Genomic DNA, 22,415 nt, shown 5'->3' with positions numbered 1-22,415 from the left:
GCGACTTCCACTGACAACCGCATCACCTACCCGGAGCGATGAGACACCCCTGGGCGGCACACACAACCCTTGGCCCTGCTTGCCAGGTGGATCCCGCTCGAGATCGAGCCGGAAATCGAGCGGGATCCACCTCCGGAAGCCCAGCCACAGTCAGCGCGCGCAGTCTGAACCGACGACCCCGTGGCTCCGGCCGTGCGCACCCCGGCCATGCGTCCGCACCGCAGCCCTGCCGACCGCGGTCGCGCTCTCAGTTCGAGAAGACCCCGACGACGAGGTTGATCGCCGTGGCGAGGATGACGGCGTTGAAGACGTAGGACAGGAGGCTGTGGCGCAGGACGACGGCGCGGATCTGCGTATCGGAGACCGAGGTGTCGGTGACGCCGAAGGTCATGCCCACCGCGTAGCCGAAGTAGAGGAAGTCCTTGTAGTTGGGCACGCGGTCGGAGTTGAAGTCGATGCCGCCGGGAGTGCCGTCCCCGAAGTACATGTAGGCGTAGCGGGCGCTGTAGAGGATCTGCGGGCCGGCCCACGACATGAAGACGCCGAGGAGGGCGATCGCGGCTTCCCAGTTGCCGGCCTGCGATCCGCCGACGACCTGGAGAAGGACGATGCCGCCGAGGCCGCAGAGCTGGGCGATCGTGATGACCACCTCGTCGAGGACGGGGTTGAAGTCCTCGCGGCTCGCGTTCGACTTCGTCTCCTCCGACGACATCGGCCACAGGGCGGCGGTCCCGACGAGCACGAAGAACGTCGTCGCCGTGGAGATGCCGACGAGGAAGCCGTCGCCCGTGGTGGTGAAGGCGCCGACGATCCAGCCCACGACGACGCCGATGACGATGGACGCGATGAGACGACCCGTCGCGCTGATGAGGAACTGCTTCATCGGTGGGTGCTCCGTTCGAGTGAGGTCGCAGAGGGACGGTCCGATAATGCCGGTTGAGGCAATGCGGCTTACGAGAACACTCTGCCACAACACAGCCGGATCTCACCCGTCTCACAGCCAGCCAATTCGTCGGGCCGACGGCAGTGACGGCCCCGGACTCAGCCGCGCACCGGCCCGGAATCGACGATCGGCCGCCTTGGTATTCTGGTCGCATGGCTGATGTGCTGGGTACCGACCTCTGCACCTCGACCGACCGTGCGTGGAGGGTGCTGGGAAAGCGCTGGAGCGGGCTCATCATCGACCTGCTCCTCCAGGGTCCCGCCCGCTTCAGCGAGTTGGAGCGCGGCGTCGAGGGCCTGTCGAACAAGGTCCTCGGCGAACGGCTGCGCGAGCTCGAAGCCCTCGGACTCGTCGAACGCCAAGTCGACACCGGCCCCCCGATCACCGTGACCTACGCGCTCACGCCGCGCGGACTCCGTTTGCGCCCGGCCTTCGATGCCCTCCGCACCTGGGCGCAGGAGATGGACGCCGATCCCGACGAGCCCTGAGGGCTCAGCGCCCTCAGCGCCAGTCCACGGTCGAGACCTCACGACGGTCCAGACCTCACGACGACGGAGCACCCCGAAGATGACGGAGCGGCTGGTCATCCGACCGGCCGCTCCCTCACGTCAGCGAGCCAACCCTTGCTTCAGGGCGACAGATCGCACCTTCCTCACTTCATGGAGTCAGCAGTCTCCTGCGTGCGCTCGACCTCCTGGGCCTTCGCGTAGCTTTCGATGAGCAGCTGGTACTCGGGGAAGATCTGCGTGTAGGCCTGTGCCCATTCGCCGCTGTCCTCACGATTCCACGTGTGCTGCAGCTCGGACGCCACGGCCGCGACATCGATCGGCACGACGCCGGCCTGGACGATGCGCGCCAGGGTGATCTCCTCCGCCATCTTCGAGTAGGTGCCCGAGGTGTCGACGACCGCGAAGACCTGGAAGCCGTCGGCGACGGCGCTGATCGCCGGGAAGGCCATGCACACACTGGTGATGGTGCCGGCGATGATGAGCTGCTTCCTGCCCGTGGCCTTGACGGCCGCGACGAAGTCCGGGTTCTCCCACGCGTTGATCTCGCCCTTGCGCCCGACGTACTGCGCATGGGGTGCGTTCTCGTGGATCTCCGGGATCAGCGGACCGTTGGGGCCCTGCGGCACCGAGGCGGTCGTGATGACCGGGATGTCAGCGAGCGAGGCGATCTTCGCCAGCGCGGCCGCATGACGGCGCAAGGTAGTCATGGGCATGTCCTTGACCGTCTGGAAGAGTCCGCTCTGATGGTCGATCATGAGCAGGACGGCATTCTCGGGATCGATGACGGGACGAGCGCCGTTGAAGTTCGCGGGACCGATGTCGGTCATGGTGTTCCTTTCTCCTGGGGTTACTTTTTGTCACCCCGTTATAGATTGAAACCATGATCGCCCGAGAATATTCCCTGCCCGTGAATGCGCGAACGCCGGGTGCCCCCTTACGGGAGCACCCGGCGCTCGTCGTGTCAGGACTCAGCTGACCCGGAGCAGAATCACCCGACACCAGCGGTCCGACCCGCACACAGCGAGCGCGGACCGCCGGCAGCGGACTCAGCCGCGGTCGGTCAGGCCTTGCCGATGACGTCGAACTTGGCGTTCGCGGTGATGTCGTCGTTGACGCGCACGACAGCGGTGTAGCTGCCGGGCGTCTTGACATGACCGGTGAGCGCGACCTGACGACGATCGAAGTCGTGTCCGGTTGCGGTCTGGAGCGCCTCGGCGACCAGGGCGGGGGTGACGGCGCCGAAGAGGCGACCGTTCTTTCCGGCCTTGAGCTCGATGCGGGCGCTCGTCGTCTCGAGCTGCTCCTTGACGCGGACAGCTTCGTCGTGATCGGCGATCTGCTTGGCCTGGCGGGCCTTGCGGAGGGCGACGATCTGCTTCTCCGCACCCTGGGTCCACGGGGTGGCCCAGCCGCGGGGAACGAGCAGGTTGCGCGCGTAACCGGCGCGCACGTCGACGATGTCGCCGGCGGCACCGAGGCCGTCGACTTCCTGGGTGAGAATCACTTTGCGGTTAGGCATGTCTGTTCTCCTCCGATCAGCGAGCAGAGCTCGAGTAGGGCAGGAGTGCCATCTCGCGGGCGTTCTTCACGGCCTTCGCGATGACGCGCTGTTCCTGCACGGTCACGCCGGTGACGCGACGTGCACGGATCTTGCCACGGTCAGAAATGAACTTGCGGAGCGTTGCGGTGTCCTTGTAGTTGATGTTCGCCGCTTCGCCCTTTTTGAGCGGATTCGCCTTCTTCTTGATAGGCTTCCGGATCTCTGGCTTTGCCATGAGTATCTCCTGTGTGAGAAATGTCTGTGCGTGGATCAGAACGGCGGTTCGTCGGCGCCGGGGTTGCCCCAGCCGCCGTTGTCGTTCTGCGGACTCGATGATGCCCACGGGTCGTTGCCCGGACCGTTGTTCCCCTGGTTGTAGCCGCCCTGGCGCTGGCCACCCTGCTGCTGGTTGCCCTGCTGCGGGTTGTTGCCCCAGCCCGACGACTGCTGCTGGTAGCCGCCCTGCTGGCCGCCACCCTGCTGGTTGCCGCCGTAGCCGCCACCACCGGAGAATCCGCCTCCGCCGCGTTCGTTCTTCGAGACCTGGGCGGTGGCACGGCGCAGGCTGGGGCCGACTTCGTCGACGTCCAGCTCCATGACCGTGCGCTTCTCGCCTTCCTTGGTCTCGAACGAGCGCGACTTCAGTCGGCCCTGCACGATGACCCGTGTGCCCCGCTGCAGCGATTCGGCGACGTTCTCTCCCATTTCACGCCAGACCGAGCAGCGCAGGAACAGGGTCTCCCCGTCCTTGAACTCGTTGGACTGACGATCGAAGATGCGCGGCGTCGAGGCCACGGTGAAGTTCGCGACTGCAGCACCGTTGGGTGTGAAGCGCAGTTCGGGATCGCTTGTCAGGTTCCCGACGACCGTGATGACTGTTTCGCCTGCCATTGAATGCTCCTGTCAGCGAGGTCGCGTGACGCTTACTTGGCGTCCGGGCGGAGGATCTTGGTGCGCAGAACGGACTCGTTGAGTCCGAGCTGGCGATCGAGTTCCTTGGTCGTGGCCGGCTCCGCGTGGAAATCAACCACGACGTAGTAGCCCTCGGACTTCTTCTGGATCTCGTAGGCGAAGCGCCGACGTCCCCAGATGTCCACGTTGTCGACGGTTCCCTTCTCGGCCGGGACAACCTTGATCAGGTTGTTCACGGTGTCAGCCAACGTCCGCTCTTCGAGGTCGTTGTCGAGAATGAGCATGAGCTCGTAATGACGCATGTGTCACCCACCTCCTCTGGTCTCAGCGGCCATGGTCGGTCCATGGCAGGAGGGTAAATGCGTTGCCGTTCCGCCTTCGCACCGGTGTGCGAAATGAGAACAGACCTCACTATTCTACGGGACGTCCCCGCAGGCTGTCATGTCGATGGTCCGTGCCCTGGCTTACGCTCTGCCGGTTGATCTCCGCGCCGAGGCGGCTCCCCGTTCCCGGCGACCGCGGGCTCCGGCCGGGGATCGTTCGCGTCGCTGCGCCGAGGCGGCTGAGGGTCGCGCAGCCGCCCGCGGATGCGCCGCCGGTGGAGGTTCTCCCCGGCGAAGACGATGACCATGATGAGGACGAAGAGCCGGAGCAGGGCGAAGAGCGCGATGAACGAGGGTTCGAGGGCTTTGTCCGGCTCGCTCGCGGCGATGTCGCCGAGCTGGATCGCGACGGCGAAGACCGCCTCGACGAGCGCCCAGGCGATGAGCACCCACCAGCGGGAGACGGCGAGGGCGAGGAACGGCAGGATCCACAGCGAATCCCACGGCATGAGCCCGGGGGCGAACACGAGCGCCGAACCGATGAGCAGGCACGCGGCCACCGCGGGATCGATGCCGCGCCGGGCGACGACGACCATCGCCGCGCCGACGGCGAGGACCGCGAGTCCGCTGACGACGATCCACACCATCGCCCACGTCTCCGCGTTCCCGATGCGGGCCATGAGCAGGATCGAGGCGAACGAGCCGCCGTCGATCGCGTCGGTCGTCCAGTGGACGATCCGGCTGAGCGCGGTGCCGTCGGCGATGAGGAGGAGCGCCGAGGTGATCGTCGCGGTTGCGATCATCATCAGCGGGCTGCGCGGGGCGAGCCGCCCGGCCGGGTGGAGCCCGGAGAGGGTGAGGGCGGCGAGGACGAGGAGGGCGAGCGGGTTGATGAACGTGGCGATGCCGAGCAGGATCCCCGCCAACCACGGCTGCGGTGTCACCGGTGCGGGGGCGACGACGAGGACGACCGCCCAGAGGCTGAGCGCCAGGGCGAGCGGGTCGAGCGTCGAGCCGAGGGTGAAGAGGATCGCCGGTGAGGCGAAGACCGCGACGAGCCAGGCCCGCTGCCGGGCGAGGATGAGGAGGGCGACACCGCTCGCTGCGACGGCGAACACGTTGATGAGGAGGACGAACGTCATGAACACGGAGACGTCGTCGGTGACGAGCCGGAAGAGACCGACGAGGCGGGCGTCGATGACGGAGAGGTCGGCGAGTCCGCCGTCGGCCCGGCCCACCGCCTGCGGGTTGAGCTGACCGAGGAACGATGCGGAGAGGGGACCGGCGCACATCCTCGCCGCGGCGCTCGGCTGCTGGTAGCCCGAGCTCAGGCACGGCGCCTGGAGGGCGAGCGCGAGGAACGTCGTCACCCCGAGGACGCCGGCGAGGACATAGGCCTGAGTGCGCCGGTACACCGCCGAGGCGACACCGCGGTGAATGCCGTCCGACGCCGAGCAGGGGCTCGGCGATCCGGGTGGCGTGGTTCGAAGGCATATTCAGAGGTTACCGGTCACGGCTTCCCCGAGCGGAATCATCCGCCCGGTGCGACCGGCGCGCGAGTGGAGCCGCCGTTTCCGCTCCCGCCGCTGGAGCCGTTGCCGCCGCCGGTGTCGCCACCGGAACCGCCGCCTCCGCCGTCACCGGAGCCTCCACCGCCACCGGAGCCTCCGCCGTCGCGGGAGCCGCCTCCGCCGGTGCTCGTGCCACCGCCGTCTTCGTTGCCCTGGTTACCGCCGCCGGTCGACGACCCGGTGTCGTTTCCGGTGTCTCCGGTGTCCTTCGAGCCTTCGCTGTCCTTCGACCCGTCGGCGGACTCGTTGGAGTCGGACGACGAATCGGCGTCCTTCTCCTTGTCCTTCTCCGAGTCCTTGTTCTCGTCGTCGGCAGGCTTCTTCGTCGGTTCGTCGACCGGCGCCTTCTTCTTCGTGTCCTCACCGTCGTCCTTCGGCTGCGGACGCGGGGCCGGAGGAGCGTTCGTGTTGACGGGCTTCTTCACCTCGGGCAGGGTTCCGCGCTTCGGGAACTTCTCGACCTCGGTGCCCTCGAGGGCGGCCTTCATGTAGTCGGTCCACACCTGGATCGGGAACGATCCGCCCGTGACCTCGCCGCGACCGCCGTAGGGTCCGATCGGAACCGACTTGCCGTCGACCTCACGGTAGAGGACGACCGAGGTCGCCAGCTGCGGGGTGTAGCCGGAGAACCAGGCGGACTTGTTCGACGTCGACGTACCGGTCTTGCCGGCGGCGGGACGGCCGAGGTTCTGCGCGTAGCTGCCCGAACCGCCGTTGACGACCTGGCTGAGCGCGTAGGTGGTCTCCGCGGCGACGGCCTTGTCGAAGACCCGCTCGCCCTCGGTGTCGGCCTTGTAGACCTCTTCGCCGTCCTTCGAGATCGACTCGATCGAGTGGGTCTCGTGGCGGACGCCGTTCGACGCGAACGTCGCGTATGCCGTCGCCATGTCGACGACCTTGACGCTCGGGGTGCCGAGCACGTTCGCGGCGTTCGGCGTGAGGTCGATCGTGCAGCTGGCTGTATCGCCTGAAGCCATCTGCTCCTTCGTGCAGTTGGGGCTCAGACCCGCCCGCTGCGCGACGTCGACGGTCTTGTCGGGACCGACCTGGACGTTGAGCGCGGCGTACGCGGTGTTGATCGAGGACTGTGTGGCCTTGAGCAGCGTCACCGGACCGTAGCTCGAGTTGCCGAAGTTGCTGACCTCCCACGGCGTGCCGTCGTTGTTCAGCGTCGTCGGGCTGCCGGGATAGCGGTCGGACAGGCGCACGCCGTTCTCGAAGCCGGCCACGAGAGCGAACGGCTTGAACGTCGAGCCCGCCTGCGCGTGACCCTGGGTCGAGGTGTTGAACGCCTGGTCGAGGTAGTTCTTGCCGCCGTAGAACGCCTCGATGCCACCGGTCTTCGGGTCGATCGAGACGAGTCCGGCCTGGAGTCCCTTCGGCTGGTTGCTCGGCAGCGACTCGATGGCCTTCTCGGCTTCCTTCATCCGGTCTTCGTCGAAGGTCGTGACGATGTTGTAGCCGCCGCGGTCGAGCTGCGACTCATCGATGTTGAGCTTGGCCATCGCCTCCTTGCGGACGTACTCCCACATGTAGCCCTTCTGGCCGCTCAGGGAGTCCTCCTTGCTCGGAGGCTGGACCTCGGGCATCTCGACCTGGTCGGCCTGCTCCTGGGTGATGAAGCCCTCGTCGACCATCGACTTGATGACGTAGTTGAAGCGGTCCTCGTAGGCACCCGGATCCTCTGCGGGGTCCGCGGCGCCGGGGCGCTGGATCATCGCGGCGAGCAGCGCTGACTCGCTGACGTCGAGGTCCTTCGCCGACTTGCCGAAGTAGTTCTGGCTGGCGACCTCGATGCCGTACGAGCGGCGGCCGAGGTAGATCGTGTTGAGGTAGTTCGCGAGGATCTCGTCCTTGCTCTGCTGCTGGTCGATCTTGAGCGCGATGAACATCTCCTTGACCTTGCGGTCGAGGGAGTGCTCGTTCGTGAGGTAGAAGTTCTTCACGTACTGCTGGGTGATCGTCGACCCGCCGCCCGCGTACTGGTTCGTCGCGACGCCGACGACGGCGCGGGAGAGACCCTTGACCGAGATGCCGCGGTTCTCATAGAAGGAGGTGTCCTCCGCGGCGATCGCCGCCTTCTGCATCGGCTCGGAGATCTCGTCGATCGGCACCGACTTGCGGTCCTCGATCTTGTAGTGGCCGATCGGCGTCTCGCCGTCGGCGTAGTAGATCGTCGACGTCTGCCCGGTGGCCTCGAGGTTCGGCTCGGGGATGTCGGTCGTCGCATAGCCGATGGCGAACGCGATGCATCCGAGGATGACGGCGCTGAGGCCGCCGACGACGAGGATGCGAAGACTCGGCAGGAAGCGCGTCCAGCCGCTCACGCCCGCACGCGGGTAGTTGAGCAGATTCTTCGCCGTCCTGCCTTTGGTGTTCGTGGGATTCTCAGCCTTGGCCATCCACAGTCCTCCAGGTCTTCTCCGTGCGCCGCAGCGGAGTCGCGACGGGGGTGGAAAAAGGGTCACAAATGGGTTTCAGTTTCGCACGCGTTCATTGGAACACCGTGAAAAATGCGGGATTACGCGCGCATTCAACTACTCTGCGGTAGAGCAGACAGCGTACCGCACCCCTGTTCACCTGGGGTTATACCTGCGTTTGCGTAAAGCAAACACTCAGACTGCGTGATTCCTCACATTCAGGCAGAGCGGCACCTCGGTGCCCATCCTATGGGGTCGTCCCCGGTGCCGCCGAATCCGCGATCCGCTCACCCCTTGAGGTCGAAGTCCGTGTCGGCGTATTCGGTCCCCTCGACGACCGGTTCGCCGCTGAAGGGGTGGAGCTGATCCTCCCGTGCCCGCAGCTCGACGCGGCGGATCTTGCCGGAGATCGTCTTGGGCAGCTCGGCGAACTCGAGGCGGCGGATCCGCTTGTACGGGGCGAGGTTGGCGCGGCAGTACGCGAGGATGTCCCGCGCGGTCTCCGCGTTCGCCTCGTATCCGCCGGTGAGCACCACGTAGGCCTTCGGCACGTTGAGCCGCACCGGATCCGGGGAGGGGACGACGGCCGCCTCGGCGACGGCGTCGTGCTCGATGAGCACGCTCTCGAGTTCGAACGGGGAGAGCCGGTAGTCGCTGGCCTTGAACACGTCGTCGGCGCGCCGACGTAGGTGATGTAGCCGTCCTCGTCCCGCTCCGCGACGTCACCGGTGTGGTAGACGCCGCCGGCGAACGCCTCGGCGGTCTTCTCCGGATTGTTCCAGTATCCGGCCGTCAGCCCCAGGGGCGGAGGATCGAGGAGCAGGCAGATCTCGCCCTCGCTGCCCTCCTCGCCGGTCGCGGGATCGATGAGGACGACGTCGTACCCGGGCAGGACCTTGCCCATCGACCCGGACTTGAGCGGCTGGTCCGGCGAGTTGCCGATCTGCAGGGTCGTCTCGGTCTGTCCGTAGCCGTCGCGGATGAGCACGCCCCAGTCGCTCTTCACCCGGTCGATGACCTCGGGATTGAGGGGTTCGCCGGCCCCGAGCGCCTTCGTCGGCGGGGTCTTCAGCTGGGTGAGGTCGGCCTGGATGAGCATCCGCCACACGGTCGGCGGGGCGCAGAAGCTCGTCACGCCCACCCGGTCCATGGTCTCCATGAGGGCGTTGGCGTCGAAGCGGGAGTAGTTGTAGAGGAACACGCACGATTCGGCGATCCACGGGGTGAAGATGTTCGACCACGCGTGCTTGGCCCAGCCGGGCGAGGCGACGTTGAGATGGACGTCGCCGGGGGTCAGGCCCATCCAGTACATCGTCGAGAGGTGGCCGACGGGGTAGGAGACGTGGGTGTGGGCGACCATCTTCGCCTTCGACGTCGTCCCCGAGGTGAAGTAGAGGAGGAGCAGGTCGTCGGCCCGGGAGCGGCCGTGCGGGTCGAACTCGGTGCTCTCCTCATCGGCGTCGGCGTAGTCGTAGTCCTGCTGCCTGGTCGGCTCGCCGCCGACGACGATGCGGATGACCTCGGCGTCGACGTCGTCGAACTTCGCCGCGTCCTCGGGGCCGGCGACGACGAACTCCGCCTGCCCGCGCTCGACCCGGTCGTCGAGGTCGATCGGTCCGAGCTGCGTGGTCGTCGGCATGAGCACGGCGCCGAGCTTGATGCCGGCGAGCATCGTCTCCCAGAGCTCGACCTGATTGCCGAGCATGACCATGACGTGGTCGCCGCGCTTGACGCCTGCCCGCCGGAGGAAGTTCGCCACCTGGTTCGAGCGGGCCGCGAGCTCGGCGAAGCTCCACTTGCCCTCCGTGCCGTCCTGTTCGACGATCCACAGCGCGGGGTTGTCGTTGTCGACGGCGATCTGGTCGAACCAGTCGATGCCGAAGTTGAAGTGCGTGAACTGCGGCCACGCGAAGTCGGCCCGCGCGGCCTCGTAGTCGGTGCGCAGGTCGATCAGCCGGTCCCTGGCGCTGCGGAACTCGTCGGTCACGGTCATCACGGTCTCCTCGCGTGCTCGCTCACCGTCGCCTGTGACGACGGACACATGGTCTCGAGACCGAAGTTACCAGGTGCCCTCCCGCTGCGACACCGGCAGGGGTGGGGTGACCTGCGCTCTCATTCCGCGGGAGCGTTCTCCGCCCACCAGGCCCGCAGCTCCGCCTCGGCGCGCTCAGTCCCCAACGGCCCGTGCTCGAGACGCAGCTCGAGGAGGTGCTTGTACGCCTTCCCGACGAGCGGGGAGGGTTCGATGCCGAGGATCTCCATGATCTGCCGCCCGTCGAGGTCGGGGCGGATCGCAGCGAGCTCCTCCTGTGCGGCGAGCGCGGAGATCCGGTGCTCGAGATCGTCGTAGGCGAAGGCGAGCCGGTCGGCCTTCTTCCGGTTCCGCGTCGTGACGTCGGCGCGGGTGAGGATGTGGAGGCGGGTGAGCAGGGACCCGGCATCGGTGACGTAGCGGCGCACCGCGGCATCGGTCCAGCCGGCGTCGCCGTAGCCGTAGAAGCGCAGGTGGAGTTCGACGAGGCGGGCCACGGCCTTCGTCGTGTCCTTGTCGAAGCGCAGGGCCTTCATCCGCTTCGCGGTGAGCTTCGCGCCGACGACATCGTGATGGTAGAAGGTCACGGCCCCGCCGTTGACGAAGTTGCGCGTCGCGGGTTTGCCGACATCGTGCATGAGCGCGGCGAACCGGACGACGAAGTCGGGTTCGGGCAGGTGCTGCGGGTCGTCGGCGCTCATGTCCGCGCGTCGCTGCCGCGCCGCGTACTCTGCTTCGAGGTCGACGGCCTGCCGGAGCACGGTGAGGCTGTGCTGGTAGACGTCCTTGTGCCGGTGGTGCTCGTCGGTCTCGAGCCGCAGGCCGGAGACCTCGGGGAGCACATGGTCGGCGAGCCCGGTGCGCACGAGGAGATCGATGCCGGCGGCCGGGTCCGTGCCGGTGATGAGCTTGACGAGTTCGACCTGGATGCGCTCGGCGGAGATGATCGCGATCCGTCCCGCCATCGCCTCCATCGCCGCTTCGACCTCGGGGTCCGGGTCGAGGCCGAGCTGGGAGGTGAACCGGGCCGCCCGCATCATCCGCAGCGGGTCGTCGGAGAACGAGTCCTCGGCCGCCCCGGGGGTGCGGATGCGCCCGGCGAGGAGGTCGTCGAAGCCCTGGTGGGGGTCGACGAAGGTCTTCTCGGGCAGGCGGACGGCCATCGCCCCGATCGTGAAGTCGCGGCGGACGAGGTCGTCGTCGAGGCTGTCGCCGAACCGGACGACGGGTTTGCGCGATTCGGGCTCGTACGCCTCGGCTCGGTAGGTGGTGATCTCGATCTGGACGCCGGACTTCATCGCTCCGATCGTGCCGAAGTCGCGACCGATGTCCCAGTGGGCGTCGGCCCAGTCGGAGATGAGGGCGAGGATGTCGTCGGGCCGGGCGTCGGTGGTGAAGTCGAGATCGGGCATCGGCCGACCGAGAAGTGCGTCACGCACGGACCCGCCGACGAGGGCGAGTTCGAAGCCGGCGTCAGCGAAGCGGCGGCCGAGGGGCTCGAGGATGTCATCGAGGTCGTCGAGCCTGTCGTACAGCCGGACGTGCGCGCTCTGCGGATCCACCGAACTCCTTCTTCTCGATCGTCAGGTTCCCTGCCGGAGGCAACCTCCAGCCTACCGGGAGCGCGTCGGACGAAACTTCCAAGAATCGACCATTAAGGTAGGAGAATGACCACACCGATGCCCAAACCTGGACCCCGGGCATCCCGCCGCACGACGGTCGAGGAGACTTCCGCCGGGGGCATCGTCGTCGACTTCGCCAGCGATGATCTCAGTGTGGCCGTCATCGCCCGGCTCAATCGGGCGGGCAGACTCGAATGGTGCCTGCCCAAGGGCCATCTCGAGGGAGCGGAGACCGCCGCCGAGGCGGCCCGCCGTGAGGTCGAGGAGGAGACCGGGATCTCCGGCCAGGTCATCTGCCCGCTCGGCACCGTCGACTACTGGTTCACCGTCACCGGCATCCGGATCCACAAGCTCGTCCACCATTTCCTCCTGCGCGCAAGGTCGGGCACGCTCACCGTCGACAACGATCCCGATCAGGAGGCCGTCGACGCCGCCTGGGTGCCGTTCGACGACCTGCGATCGAAGCTGTCGTTCGCCAACGAGCGCCGCATCGTCGCCGCTGCTCGTCCCATGGTGCGCAGGTGGGAGCTGTGAGAGCGGTGTCCCGGTGGACCGCCGGATGAAGTCAGAGGACCTGTGATCACGCGCTTTCTCTTCGCGCTGCTGAGTGCGACCCTGCTGCTGGCAGGGTCGGTCTTCGCCTACCCGCTGACCGCCTCGGCGAGCCAGTCGGGCACCGCCTCACCGACGCGCTCGAGCGGCAGCGGGGCCGCCGACGGCGGTGACACCGACGGCGGGGAATCGGGAACCGGCGTCTCGATCGCCCTCACCGAGGTGACCCCCTGGCTCAACGGCAGCGGCACGCTCACGGTCCGCGGGACGGTGACGAACTCGACGGATGCCGCGATCTCCGACCCCACTCTGCGGTTGGGCATGTCGACGCGCAACCTCGACGCCGAATACCGCATCGAGGCGTGGAAGACCGACCCGTCGATGCACCGGGTCATCGCCGATCTCGACGACAACGGACCCGATGCGCGGAACCGCAGCTCCGCCGACAGCGACCCGGTCACCGCCGTCGATGCGACGTTCGCCGACCGGCTCAGCCCGGGCGCCACCGGCGAATTCACGATGACCGTGCCCGCCGACCAGCTCGGCCTGCCCCGGTCCTCGCCGAACACCTCGTGGGGCCCGCGCGGTCTCAGCGTCCAGCTCAGCGACACCTCGGGGGCGCTGGCGACCGGCGTCGCATTCACGACGTGGTACCCGGATCCGAAGTTCGATCAGACCCGGATCAGCTTCCTCGCCCCGGTGACGCTGCCCGGCTACACCGGCGACGGACTCATCAGCGCCGAGGAGCTCGATCGGGCCATCGCCGCCGACGGCCCGCTCACCGCGGTCAACGGAGTCCTCCAGACCCCCGGCGTCGCGATCGCCCTCGACCCGCGGATCATCGCCTCGTTCGAGGCTGCCGTCGCCGAACCGCCGCCGCCCGGCGACGACGGAGACCCCGCTGCCACCGAGGAGCCCTCGGCTCCGGCGACGGACGCCGGCACCGCGCCGCCCGAGGACGATCCGGGCGCGCAGAGCCCGGAAGAGGAGAGGGCGGCAGAAGAGCGTCGACAGCGGCTCGACACGTGGTACCGGGACTTCCTCGCAACCGCCGGCTCCCACACCGTCATCGCGCTGCCCTTCGGCGATCCCGATCAGGCCTCGCTGGCCGGCAGGGAGCTCGACGACCTCGGCCGGTTCGCGCAGGAGGAGAAGCGGCTCGTCAAGGACGTCCTGCCGAAGGCGCGGACCGACATCGGATGGCCGATCGCCGGGACGGCGACCCGCGCCGATCTCGCCGCGCTCTCGGCGGCCGGCAACAAGACGATCATCCTCGACGACGTCCAGCAGCCGCCGCTGTCGGGCATCCGGGAGAGCGCGCACTCGCAGACGCGGACGAACTCCGACGGCAGCGCGATGGTCGAAACGCTCATCAGCGACTCCGCTCTCACTGCCGCCAGTGCCGACGTCATCGCCGCCGACCGGCCGGCCGCGGCGATGAGCGAGCTCGTCGCGACGACCGCGGCGATCCAGTCCGAGGCCCCCAACCGGTCCCGCCACCTCCTCGTCCCGTTGCCGCGGACGACCGCCTCGGCGCAGTGGGAGCAGGTCGTCTCCACGGTCGCCGGCTCCCCGTGGGTCGACGCCGCCAACCTCGACAGCCTGCTCAGCAGCGACATCGAGCCGCGCGGACTGCTCCAGAAGGCGCAGGATCCCGAGCGGATCGCCACGAGCACGCTCGAAGGGCTCGCCGACATCCGTGCCCGGCAGACGCAGTTCAACAGCGTCTTCACCGATCCTGACGCCGCGAATCGCCGCACCGATCGTGCGCTGCTCGGCTGCACCTCGGTGGCGTGGACGCTCGGCGGGGACTCCGCGACGTGCCTCGACCAGGCGCAGCAGACGAGCCAGGCCCAGCTCGACAGCCTCTACCTCGAGAAGGGATCGTCGGTGCTCCTCGTCACCGGGGAGAAGACGACGATCCCCGTGACGATCGTCAACGACTCCGGCGCCGAGGCGACGCTCAAGCTCTCGATGAAACCGCAGACTCCGCAGCTGCGGGCGCAGACGACGGAGACCGTCGTCGTGCCCCCGGCGGAGACGATGCGCGTCGACGTGCCCGTCGAGGGGCTCGCCAATGCCGACGTGCCCACGCGCATCGAGATGATCTCCGAATCCGGGGTCGTCCTCCCGCAGAGCACCTCCCTGCTCGTGCGGGTGCGCGCGGACTGGGAGAACATCGGCACCGCGGTCGTCGGATTGGCGCTCGCGGCGGTGTTCGTGATCGGCTTGGTCAAGTCCGTGCGCCGCGGACGCAGGAAGATCCCGGAGCAGCAGCTGGCCGCAGCGGTCGCCCGGGCGAAGAACGACAACCCCGAGAGGAAGGGACAGTAAGTGGCGTCATTCTCCTCGCTCGCCCGCTCGTCGGCGATCATGACGGCAGGCACCCTGACCTCGCGGATCCTCGGCCTCGTCAAGGCCTCCCTGCTCGCGACCGCGATCGGCATCACCGCAGTGCAGGCCGACGCCTTCGACGTCGCGAACAAGGTCCCGAACACGCTCTACATGCTGCTCGCCGGCGGTGTCGTCAACGCCGTCCTCGTCCCGCAGCTCGTCCGTGCGGCCAAGCGCGACGACGGCGGCCAGGACTACACGAACCGCCTCCTCACCCTCTCGTTCCTCCTGCTGACGATCGTCACCGTCATCGCGACGCTCGCCGCGCCGATCCTCGTGTGGCTCTACTCCTCGGGATGGAGCCCCGAACAGCTGGCACTGGCCACGGCCTTCGCCTACTGGTGTCTGCCGCAGGTCTTCTTCTACGGGCTCTACACGCTGCTCGGCCAGGTGCTCAACTCGAAGTCGTCGTTCGGTCCCTACATGTGGGCCCCGGTGCTCAACAACGTCGTCGCGATCATCGGCCTGCTCATCTTCATCGTCGTCTTCGGCACGAACACCGCCTCCCCGCACACCCTCGACACGTGGACGCCGGACAAGATCGCCCTCCTCGGCGGGTCGGCAACGCTCGGCGTCGCGGCGCAGGCGCTCATCCTCATCTGGCCGCTCAAGCGCATCGGGTTCTCATACCGGCCGACCTTCGGATTCCGCGGAGTCGGCCTCGGCACCGCCGGCAAGGTCGCGTTCTGGACGTTCGCGGCGATGCTCGTCGGACAGCTCGGATTCCTCATCATCTCCCGGGTCGCCGCCGGCGCCTCGGTGCCGGGGGAAGGGAACGCGTCGAACGCGGCGTACACCAATGCCTACCTCGTCTTCATGCTTCCGCACTCGCTCATCGCGGTCTCCCTGGCCACCGCCCTCTTCACGTCGCTGAGCAGGAACGCCGCCGACCACGACACGGCAGCGGTGAAGTCGGACTTCTCAATGGGCGTGCGCACCGTCGGGCTCATCAACTCCTTCGCCGTCGCCGCCCTCGTCGTCCTCGCCTCGCCCGTGGCGATGATCATCGCCGGCTCCGGCCGGGAACAGGCGACGGCGGTCGGACTCGTCATCATCACGATGGTCTTCGGACTCATCCCGTTCAGTGCGAACTATCTCGCCCAGCGCGTCTTCTACGCCTACGAGGACGCGCGCACCCCGTTCTTCATCCAGCTGCCCCAGATCATCTTCCAGTCCCTTGCGGTGCTCTCGGCGTCGATCTTCCCGAAGTCCGTGACGGTGGCGATCATCGGCCTCGTCATGAGCCTCGGGTACCTGTTCGCGATGATCCTCTCGTTCGCGATCCTGCGCCGCCGCCTCGGCGACATCGACATCAGAGCGATCGCGAAGGCGCATGTGAAGTTCCTCATCGCGGCGCTCGCGGCCGGCCTCGCCGGATTCGGAATGCTCCTGCTCTTCCCCGACTTCGCCCTGGCCGGCCGATGGCAGGCCTTCGTCACCACGGCTGTCGTCGGATCGGTCATGCTCCTTGTCTACATCGGCGCCTGTTTTCTGCTCCGTGTCAGAGAGTTGCATTCGATTATTGGGCTCGCAGCTGGAAAACTGAAGAGATAGCCTGCCCAATCCCCGCCCCCGGAGGTGATCCCCCTGATCGATATCGAACCCGGCATGGTCGTAGCCGGTCGCTATGTCGTATCAACGGTCGACCGCCCCTGGCTCGAGGACAAGCCCGCTGTCGGCACGGTGTGCACGGCTCTCGATGCGATCCTCGATGAACCCGTCCTCATCCACGTCGCCGACGCCGAGGCCTCCTCCGACGTCCTCGAAGCCGCCCAGCGCGTCTCGATCCTCGGCGACCCCCGCATCGCCCCGACCCTCGACGTCGGGCATTCGAACGGCCTCGACTACGTCGTCTCCCAGCGCATCGCCGTCACCGCGCTCGGACAGATCCTGCCGAAGACCCCGTTGCCCGTCGACGCGGCGAAGGCGCTCATCGGGGAGATCGGCACGGTTCTCGTCACCTCGGCGCGGCGGGGACTCTTCCACATGTTCCTCCGGCCGAGCGTCGTCGGGATCACCTCGTCGGGCGGCATCCTCGTCTCCGGCATCGGCATCGACGCGGCCCTGGCGCTGGGCACCGGGGTCATCGACCCGGACGACTACACGCCGACGAAGGCCTCCCGGCAGGACGCCCTCGACCTCATCCGGCTCTTCTATGCGGCGGTGACCGGCTACTGGCCCGCCGAGGAGGGCATGAGCGGAGTGCCCGCGGCACCGCGGGAGAACTCGCGGATCGCCCGTGCGAAAGCGCTCAACCCCGAGGTGCCCGCAGAGCTCGACGACTTCATCAGCGGCGTGCTCACCGGGCAGGACCCCGGTCCGGGATCCGTCGCCGAGGTGCTCGGCTTCATCGACGAGTGGGACGCCGAGCTGCTCCGCTACGTCAACCGCACCCCGGCGGCCGAGAACGACAAGCTCTTCGACGCCTCACCGGCGAGCTTCGAGGAGGCCACGAGCCTGCCGACGGCGGGGACCCCGACGATCGGCGGAGCGACGACACCGGCGAGCGAGGACCAGGTCAAGGCCGCGCTCGTGCGCATCGGCATCACCCGGCCGGGGACGAGGGGACTCGCTGCCGGAGTCTCCGGTCGCACCACCGGACGATACGCCGATCGGATGCAGATGCGGAAGGCATCGAGCTTCCCGATCGGGGCCGAGCAGATCGACAATGCCGCGAAGGACTGGGACGAGTGGCAGCCGGAGCAGACCTACTCGGAGTACTCGGGCTACTCGGCCCACGAGTACGACGAGAACCTCACCTCGCCGATCCTCAACCGCGACGAGCCCGAACCGGACACTCAGGCCCTCGACATCGTCGCGATCGACGAGGAGGAGGACGAGAACGACACCCGCGTCATCATCGACGACGAGGACGACGGCTCGTGGTTCCTCGGGGGGATGTTCGAGACCTCGGAGCAGCAGCGCGAGCATCAGCTGCGCGAATACGAGCGTGAGCGCCGGATCTCGAAGGCCAAGGAGGAAGAGGCTCGCCGGCGTCTGGCAGCGCTCGAGGCGTCCTCGGCGGCCCGCCAGGAGGAGGCCAATGCCGCGACTCCGCCGAAGCAGATGCGCCGGCTCTCGCCGGAGACCGTCGACGAGCGCCCCACGGCAGCCGGCCTCGGGGCCGGTTCCGGCTCGGGCGGCGGCGGCTCCGGGTCCGGCGGCGGTTCGGGTGCCGCAGCGGCCGCAGGTGCGGGAGCCTCCGGCGCGGGCGGTTCACCTTCGAACAGTCGCACTGCCGTCGCCGGAGCGGCTGCGGGTGCCGGAGTGGCCGGTGCAGGTGCTGCCGCTGCAGGTGCCGGCGGCGCCGGTGCCCAGCCACCCGGAGGCACGGGCGCACAGTCACGTGCGGCCGGGGGGCGGGGCGGCAACGGCGAGGCGCCGCGGCGAGCTCCCGGGCGGTCGCGCTGATGAGGATCCGCAGGCGGCGAAGACGCGCACCCGCAAGCCCTTCGCACTGCTCGTCCTCGGTCTCCTCGTCATCGCCGCCGTCATCATCGGCATCATCGTCGTCAACCTCAACTCGGGCGGGGACGAGCCGACCGCCACACCCGCCTCGACGGCTCCGAGTCAGCCGGCCGAAGAGCAGCCCACGGAGGAGCCTCAGGCTGAGCCCCCGGTGATCGACAAGGTCACGGCGCTCGACCCGCAGGGCGATGACACGGAGAACGACGATCAGGCCAAGGACGTCATCAAGGGCGAGAAGGGGTCGTGGCGCACCGACCGGTACAACTCGGCGGAGTTCGGCAACCTCAAGGACGGCGTCGGCCTGCTCTTCGAGTTCGAGAAGACGGCACCCGTCAGTGAGGTCACCGTCGTCTCGTCGACGTCGGGCGGAGCGTTCGAGATCCTCAGCGGCGCAGACCCCGAGTCGGCGAAGAAGGTCGGCGAAGGGGAGTTCGACGATGCGAAGGGCGGCGTCACCGTCACCCTCGATGAGGGCGTCGACACCGACAGCCTCATCCTCTGGGTCACCGAGCTGCCCCGCGACGACGGCGGATACCGGGCCGTCATCAGCACCGTCGACATCGCCTAGCCACTCCGTCGGAGGACAACCGAACCCCGTCGGGCGGTCAGCACCGATCGACCGCCTCGGCGAGGAATAGTCACCGAGTATGCTCGGTTACCTAGAGAGCACCCAATCAGCGCCGCTGCGGCGCGACATGACAGAACACACAACAGGGACAGGGAACGCACATGACTGACACTCAACTCGTGATCATCGGGTCGGGACCGGCCGGGTACACGGCCGCGATCTACGCCGCCAGGGCCAACCTGTCTCCTGTGGTCATCGCGGGCTCGGTGACGGCCGGCGGCGAGCTCATGAACACCACGGACGTCGAGAACTACCCCGGCTTCCCGGCCGGCATCCAGGGCCCCGAGCTCATGGAGAACATGCGCGAGCAGGCGGAGCGGTTCGGGGCGCAGGTCGTCTACGACGATGTCGAGACGCTCAAGCTGCACCCCGGTGCCCATCAGATCGAGACCGCTCTCGGGTCCCGCTACACCGCGAAGGCCGTCATCCTCGCCACGGGATCGGCCTACCGCGAGCTGGGGCTGCCGAACGAGAAGAAGCTGTCGGGCCACGGTGTGAGCTGGTGCGCGACCTGCGACGGCTTCTTCTTCCGTGACCAGCACATCGCCGTCGTCGGCGGCGGCGACTCGGCGTTGGAAGAGGCGACGTTCCTCACCCGCTTCGCCTCGAAGGTCACGCTCATCCACCGCCGTCAGGAGCTGCGTGCGTCCCAGGCGATGCAGGATCGGGCGAAGGCCGACGAGAAGCTCGAGTACATGCTCGACACCGAGGTCGAGGCGATCCACGGCGAGGACGCGCTGACCGGGATCACCGTGCGCAACACGGAGACGGGAGAGACCTCCGAGCTGCCGGTGACCGGTCTGTTCGTCGCGATCGGCTCGGATCCGCGCACGAGCCTGTTCGCCGAGCAGCTGCCGCTGCGTCCCGATGGCTACCTCGAGGTCGAGGGCCGCTCGTCGAAGACCGCTGTCGAAGGCGTCTTCGCCGCCGGCGACGTCATCGACTCCGTCTACCGTCAGGCGATCACCGCTGCCGGGTCCGGCTGCGCCGCGGCCCTCGACGCGGAGAACTATCTCGCGGATCTCGACGCCTCCGATGTCCTCGAGGCCGAGGGTGACCACGAGGCCGCCGTCGAGGTGATGAACGCCTGAGCCGGTTTCCCTGAGGAGCCGACTTGCCTGAAGGACGGAAATCCCTAAGGGACCGAATTCCCTGAGGATCCGAGAATCCTCGGTCCAGCGGGCCGCGGCCTCGGGGAATGAAACCCGCGTGCACGCTGTTGCCGCTTATGACACTCACCAGCAGAAAGGGAGATCATGTCGACGACGTCACTGACGCTACATTCGAAGACACCGTCCTCAAGTCGGACAAGCCCGTGCTTGTCGACTTCTGGGCACCCTGGTGCGGGCCCTGCCGCATGGTCAGCCCCATCGTTGATCAGATCGCCGACGAGAACGCTGACAAGCTCACCGTCGTCAAGGTCAACACCGACGAGAACCTCGAGACCGCGAGCAAGTACGGAATCACCTCGATTCCCGCTCTCTACGTCTTCAAGGACGGTGAGGTCGCGAAGACCATCATCGGCGCCCGCCCGAAGCCTGCCCTCGAAGACGAGCTCAAAGACTTCATCTGATCAAGTTCCAAGGCGCCTGTTGTAATATCAACAGGCGCCTTCGGCGTACATCCCCGCAGTTTCACATCCTCAGCACAGCAGATTGGCACGACATTGAATCACCAGGAACGACCGCAGTTCAGAAGCGGAGACGCTTCAGAGGTCCTGCCGGCGATCAAATCGCAGATGGCGCGTCTGGGTCTCAATGTCGGAGATCCCCGCGGCGAGGACTTCGATCGGCCGTTCGAACTCGCCGTTCGGCAGTTCCAGCAGACCCGGGGGATCCTCTGCGACGGTGTGCTCGGCTCTGAGACGTTCACAGAGCTTGATCGTGCCCGTTTCCAGCTCGGTGACCGTGTACTCCGTTTCGACCCCGTCAAGGTCCTCACAGGCGATGATGTGCTCACCCTCCAGCGCAGTCTCTCGGGTCTCGGTTTCTATGCCGGCCGAATCGACGCCGAGTACGGCGCTGCCACCGAGGCGGCCGTCAAGGAGCTGCAGATGGGTCTGGGAGCGAAGGTCGACGGCATCGCCGGCCCGCAGACTCTCCGTGGACTCGACGCCGTCGACCGCAAGCACACGACGGGGAACCTCTACGCGCTCGAGGAGACGGCACGCGTCGCAGCATCCGGGACCTCGTTGGCCGGTCGGACCTTCGTCATCGAAGCGGCCACCACGACCACCGATTTCGTCACGCTGCCGATGAACGAGTGGCAGAAGAAGCTCGAACGCGATGTCACTACAGATGTAGCCGGACGTTTGGCCGGCCGTCTCGAAGCGGTCGGGGCCGGAGCCATCGTGCTCGACGGCGACGCGGCAGAGATCAACGCCGCAGATCAGCTCGGTGCCTCAGCGGTCATCACCGTCACCGCCGACGTCAGCCGCTCGCCCGGGGCGAACGGTCTGGCGACGTTCTACTTCGGGCATGAGGAGCACCCGGATCTCAACTCGCCTGTCGGGAAGCGACTGGCCTCTCTCATCCAGAGCGAGATCACCGCGCGCACGGGTATGCTCGACTGCCGCTCGCACGGACGCACGTGGTCGTCACTCAAGCGACTCCGGACACCCAAAGTCCATGTCGTCACGGGGTACCTCACCAACGCCGACGATCGCCGCAACCTCGAGGACCCCGCGGTGCGCGACGCCATCGCCGACGGCATCGCGGCGGCATTGCAGCGCCTTTACGTGAAAGAGGATGCCGACCCGGCAACCGGCACGCTCAGTCTCGCCGAGATCAAAGCCTACGGCTGACGCCGAGGCGCACACTCAATCAAAGCCTACGGCCGACGCCGATGCGTACACACGCTGGCGCATGCATTCACTCGCTGGCACAACCGCTACCGAGACGGGTCCTGAGAGCTCTCATCGATTCTTCGCCAGAAAAAGTTAGGACCGGCGAGGATCTTCATCAGACCGACCGGCCTTTTGAGTTGGAATTCTCGTGGGACGGACCCAAGTTATCCAATTGCCAAACCGGCCGCGAAACATACTGCGCTCAGTCCTTACGGTTTACGGTCCGCTCGCCGACGAGGTCGTCCACTGAGTGCGGATACACAACCGTCCAGCGCTGACACCAATGACTGTACGGCGATCGCTGCGATGGACCGGCATAACGACGTGGCTGAGGTTCACGTGAAACAATGACGAACCCTCGATTGCGCGGTTAGCAGAAGGGAACTAGCACGCTCGCCCGTCACTCATTCGCGGAAAAGCCGTTCCCCGTGAAACACACCGACCGCTTCACTCGGAACATGTCGAGACGCCTTCGGGCGGGGACTTCCGAGATTGAGAGACGCGACTTGAATCGGCTCGCTATTGAACGCTTTTCCAGCGCCGCGGCCACCATGCAAAGTGCCCAGTTTCAGGCGACTGACGGATGAATTCGCCTCGGCGACGACGGCCTACGCGTTTTACAGAAAGGCCGAAACCTCAATACGATGCAATGACCG

The 22,415-nt window shown here is 67.2% G+C and carries 18 protein-coding genes and 1 pseudogene; 9 read left to right on the top strand and 10 right to left on the bottom strand.

Annotated features, from left to right (window positions below; genetic code table 11):
* Positions 1–247: 247 nt before the first annotated feature.
* The gene (locus tag AC2W7K_RS00420; RefSeq protein ID WP_486005649.1) at positions 248–883 is read right to left on the bottom strand and encodes a DUF1345 domain-containing protein; all 636 of its coding nucleotides are present in this window, start codon (positions 881–883) and stop codon (positions 248–250) included.
* Between the two features lie 212 nt (positions 884–1,095).
* On the opposite strand from AC2W7K_RS00420, the gene AC2W7K_RS00415 reads away from it, so the two are divergent.
* Positions 1,096–1,431, top strand: coding sequence for a winged helix-turn-helix transcriptional regulator (locus AC2W7K_RS00415; protein WP_198500072.1), 336 nt, complete (start codon positions 1,096–1,098; stop codon positions 1,429–1,431).
* A 164-nt stretch (positions 1,432–1,595) separates the two neighbouring features.
* Here AC2W7K_RS00415 and AC2W7K_RS00410 read toward each other — a convergent pair whose 3' ends face one another.
* From AC2W7K_RS00410 to AC2W7K_RS00370, 9 genes and pseudogenes are all read right to left on the bottom strand, one after another.
* A complete protein-coding gene (locus AC2W7K_RS00410; protein ID WP_211978526.1) occupies positions 1,596–2,279 on the bottom strand; it encodes a hydrolase in 684 nt (227 codons plus the stop codon).
* Between the two features lie 233 nt (positions 2,280–2,512).
* The gene (rplI, locus tag AC2W7K_RS00405) at positions 2,513–2,971 is read right to left on the bottom strand and encodes a 50S ribosomal protein L9 (protein WP_137825553.1); all 459 of its coding nucleotides are present in this window, start codon (positions 2,969–2,971) and stop codon (positions 2,513–2,515) included.
* Between the two features lie 16 nt (positions 2,972–2,987).
* Positions 2,988–3,227 (bottom strand): 30S ribosomal protein S18, encoded by a 240-nt coding sequence (gene rpsR / locus AC2W7K_RS00400; protein ID WP_009376853.1) that lies wholly within the window; start codon positions 3,225–3,227, stop codon positions 2,988–2,990.
* Positions 3,228–3,262: 35 nt separating this feature from the next.
* Entirely contained in the window at positions 3,263–3,883 is a 621-nt protein-coding gene (locus tag AC2W7K_RS00395; protein WP_137825554.1) for a single-stranded DNA-binding protein, read from the bottom strand.
* A gap of 32 nt (positions 3,884–3,915) precedes the next feature.
* Positions 3,916–4,206: a 30S ribosomal protein S6 gene (rpsF, locus tag AC2W7K_RS00390; RefSeq protein WP_137825555.1), complete on the bottom strand. Its 291-nt coding sequence runs from the start codon at positions 4,204–4,206 to the stop codon at positions 3,916–3,918.
* Positions 4,207–4,343: 137 nt separating this feature from the next.
* Positions 4,344–5,642 (bottom strand): hypothetical protein, encoded by a 1,299-nt coding sequence (locus tag AC2W7K_RS00385; RefSeq protein ID WP_486005648.1) that lies wholly within the window; start codon positions 5,640–5,642, stop codon positions 4,344–4,346.
* 116 nt (positions 5,643–5,758) lie between these two features.
* A complete protein-coding gene (locus AC2W7K_RS00380) occupies positions 5,759–8,200 on the bottom strand; it encodes a transglycosylase domain-containing protein (protein WP_249120968.1) in 2,442 nt (813 codons plus the stop codon).
* Between the two features lie 305 nt (positions 8,201–8,505).
* Positions 8,506–10,211 (bottom strand): annotated as a pseudogene (locus tag AC2W7K_RS00375) (AMP-binding protein).
* Between the two features lie 119 nt (positions 10,212–10,330).
* Positions 10,331–11,812 (bottom strand): CCA tRNA nucleotidyltransferase, encoded by a 1,482-nt coding sequence (locus AC2W7K_RS00370; RefSeq protein WP_211978523.1) that lies wholly within the window; start codon positions 11,810–11,812, stop codon positions 10,331–10,333.
* Positions 11,813–11,917: 105 nt separating this feature from the next.
* Here AC2W7K_RS00370 and AC2W7K_RS00365 point away from each other — a divergent pair, with 105 nt between their 5' ends.
* The 8 genes from AC2W7K_RS00365 (at position 11,918) to AC2W7K_RS00330 (ending at position 21,717) form a co-directional block, all read left to right on the top strand.
* Positions 11,918–12,406, top strand: a complete 489-nt coding sequence (locus tag AC2W7K_RS00365) for an NUDIX domain-containing protein (protein WP_198500078.1) — start codon at positions 11,918–11,920, stop codon at positions 12,404–12,406.
* A 42-nt stretch (positions 12,407–12,448) separates the two neighbouring features.
* Positions 12,449–14,758: a DUF6049 family protein gene (locus AC2W7K_RS00360; protein ID WP_211978522.1), complete on the top strand. Its 2,310-nt coding sequence runs from the start codon at positions 12,449–12,451 to the stop codon at positions 14,756–14,758.
* The gene (gene murJ / locus AC2W7K_RS00355) at positions 14,759–16,372 is read left to right on the top strand and encodes a murein biosynthesis integral membrane protein MurJ (RefSeq protein WP_211978521.1); all 1,614 of its coding nucleotides are present in this window, start codon (positions 14,759–14,761) and stop codon (positions 16,370–16,372) included.
* 24 nt (positions 16,373–16,396) lie between these two features.
* On the top strand, positions 16,397–18,229 hold the full coding sequence (locus tag AC2W7K_RS00350) for a protein kinase family protein (protein ID WP_486005647.1): 1,833 nt from the start codon (positions 16,397–16,399) through the stop codon (positions 18,227–18,229).
* Positions 18,165–18,854, top strand: a complete 690-nt coding sequence (locus AC2W7K_RS00345; protein ID WP_486005646.1) for a hypothetical protein — start codon at positions 18,165–18,167, stop codon at positions 18,852–18,854. The genes AC2W7K_RS00350 and AC2W7K_RS00345 overlap by 65 nt, the downstream gene beginning before the upstream one ends.
* Before the next feature lie 161 nt (positions 18,855–19,015).
* Complete coding sequence (gene trxB, locus AC2W7K_RS00340) at positions 19,016–20,005, top strand: thioredoxin-disulfide reductase (RefSeq protein WP_211978520.1); 990 nt, start codon at positions 19,016–19,018, stop codon at positions 20,003–20,005.
* Between the two features lie 137 nt (positions 20,006–20,142).
* Positions 20,143–20,487, top strand: coding sequence for a thioredoxin (trxA, locus tag AC2W7K_RS00335; RefSeq protein ID WP_486005645.1), 345 nt, complete (start codon positions 20,143–20,145; stop codon positions 20,485–20,487).
* A gap of 93 nt (positions 20,488–20,580) precedes the next feature.
* The gene (locus tag AC2W7K_RS00330) at positions 20,581–21,717 is read left to right on the top strand and encodes an N-acetylmuramoyl-L-alanine amidase (protein ID WP_211978519.1); all 1,137 of its coding nucleotides are present in this window, start codon (positions 20,581–20,583) and stop codon (positions 21,715–21,717) included.
* Positions 21,718–22,415: the final 698 nt, after the last annotated feature.

Source organism: Brevibacterium sp. LAARM2_SD2 (assembly GCF_057364785.1).
This window is presented reverse-complemented; position numbering and strand designations above follow the sequence as displayed.